1 protein-coding gene is annotated in these 2,185 nt (G+C 53.8%); it reads left to right on the top strand.

Annotated features, from left to right (window positions below):
* A partial coding sequence (locus tag STRDD11_RS01380; RefSeq protein WP_241209273.1) for an endonuclease MutS2 occupies positions 1–1,857 on the top strand: 1,857 nt, incomplete at its 5' end.
* Positions 1,858–2,185 lie beyond the last annotated feature (328 nt).

Raw genomic sequence — 2,185 nt, 5'->3', positions numbered from 1 at the left:
GAAAATGAAGCACAGGTACGGGATCTTCTGCAGGAGCTTCTCAAGACCAAAGGCCATATGCTGGCGGACCAAGTAGTGGCCAGCCGTAACGGCCGCAACGTGCTGCCGGTAAAAAATACCTACCGCAACCGGATTGCCGGCGTAGTTCATGATATTTCTGCCAGCGGCGGTACCGTCTATATCGAGCCTCGGGCAGTGGTCAATCTTAATGAGGAGATTAGCAATGGCAGGGCAGATGAGCGCTATGAAATGCTGCGGATTCTGCAGGAGCTCTCGGACAGGGTGCGGCCCCATGCCGCTGCTATTGCCAATAACGCTTGGATTATCGGGCATTTGGATCTGATCAGAAGCAAGATTCGCTTTATGCAGGAGACGGGTGCGGTGATAGCAGAGCTGTCAGACAGGCAGGACATCCAGCTGCTCAGTGTTCGCCATCCGCTTATTGAAAAGCCGGTGGCCAATGACCTGCATTTCGGTCCTGATCTGACTGAGATTGTAATCACAGGTCCCAATACAGGCGGCAAGACCATTATGCTGAAGACACTGGGCCTGACTCAGCTCATGGCCCAGTCAGGCCTGCCGATACTGGCCGACAAGGGCAGCCGGGTGGGGATTTTCAGCCAAATCTTTGCAGACATCGGCGACGAGCAGTCTATTGAGCAGAGCCTGTCTACTTTTTCCAGTCATATGACCAATATTGTGGCGATTCTGGAGCGGGTGGATACAGACTCTCTGGTGCTCCTGGACGAGCTGGGAGCAGGGACTGACCCGCAGGAGGGAGCAGCTTTGGCCATTGCTGTATTGGAAGATCTGCGCCTGCGCAGCATTAAGACTATGGCCACGACTCACTATCCGGAGCTCAAGGCCTATGGCATCGAGACCGACTGGGTGCAGAATGCCAGTATGGAGTTTGATACGGAGAGCCTGCGGCCGACTTATCGCTTTATGCAAGGGGTTCCCGGGCGCTCCAATGCCTTTGAGATTGCCAGAAGACTGGGACTGGCGGACCTGATTGTCCGCCATGCTCAGGAACTGACGGATACAGACAGGGATGTCAACCAGATTATCGAGCGGCTGGAAGCTCAGGCTCTGGAAAGCCGCAAGCGATTGGATAACATCCGTGAGGTGGAGCAGGAAAATCTCAAGTTCAACCGGGCGCTGAAAAAACTTTACAACGAATTGAACCGAGAAAAGGAAACCGAGCTCAATAAGGCTCGGCTGGAAGCCCAGGAAATCGTGGATGTGGCTCTTGCTGAGAGCGACAGCATTCTCAAGAATCTCCATGCCAAATCCAGCCTGAAGCCGCATGAAATCATTGAAGCCAAGGGGCAGCTCAAGAAGCTGGCACCAGAAACGGTGGACCTGTCCAAAAATAAGGTTTTGAAAAAGGCCAAGAAAGACCGGGCGCCCAAAGTCGGAGATGATATTATTGTGACAGCTTACGGACAGAGAGGGACACTGACAGCCCAGCTCAAGGACGGCCGTTGGGAAGCTCAGGTCGGCTTGATTAAGATGACCTTGCGGGCGGACGAATTTGACCTGCTGAAGGCTGAAAAGGAAGCGCAGGCCAAGTCCAGACAGGTCAATGTGATTAAGCGGACTTCGGGAGCCGGCCCCAGCGCCAGACTGGATCTGCGCGGCAAGCGCTATGAGGAGGCGATGGAGGAGCTGGATGCCTTTATCGATCAGGCCCTGCTCAATAACATGGCCCAAGTCGATATTATCCACGGTATCGGGACCGGCGTCATCCGCGAAGGCGTGACCAAATACCTCCGCCGCAACAAGCACGTCAAGTCCTTTGGCTATGCTCCTCAGAATGCTGGCGGCAGCGGTGCGACCATTGTGGTGTTTAAATAGACTTGTTTGTTGTTTGGAAACGCCGTCTTGAGCCAGTTCGTCTGAGACGGCCGGCACGTCAGCAATTGACTTCGCCGCTTCATTGCTCATATTCAATCAAAACCGAAATCAGCCTGAGAGCGGGAAAGAACTCCGGATAAATCAAAAGGGTTTGTCTTCTCACCCCCCTGCGCCCCTGCACAGCTGATTCGCTCAAGAAGAACCGATAAAAAATGGCCAGTCTGGCCATTTTTTGTTATAATGTAAGCGTATGAAACAGCTGCATTTGGATGCGGATTTTGCCGGCTGAGCCTTGCCTGCTCCTGTCAGTCCAGACAGGGGACAGGGC

The organism is Streptococcus sp. DD11, from assembly GCF_001578865.1.
In the GTDB taxonomy this organism is placed as follows: domain Bacteria; phylum Bacillota; class Bacilli; order Lactobacillales; family Streptococcaceae; genus Streptococcus; species Streptococcus panodentis.
This window is presented reverse-complemented; position numbering and strand designations above follow the sequence as displayed.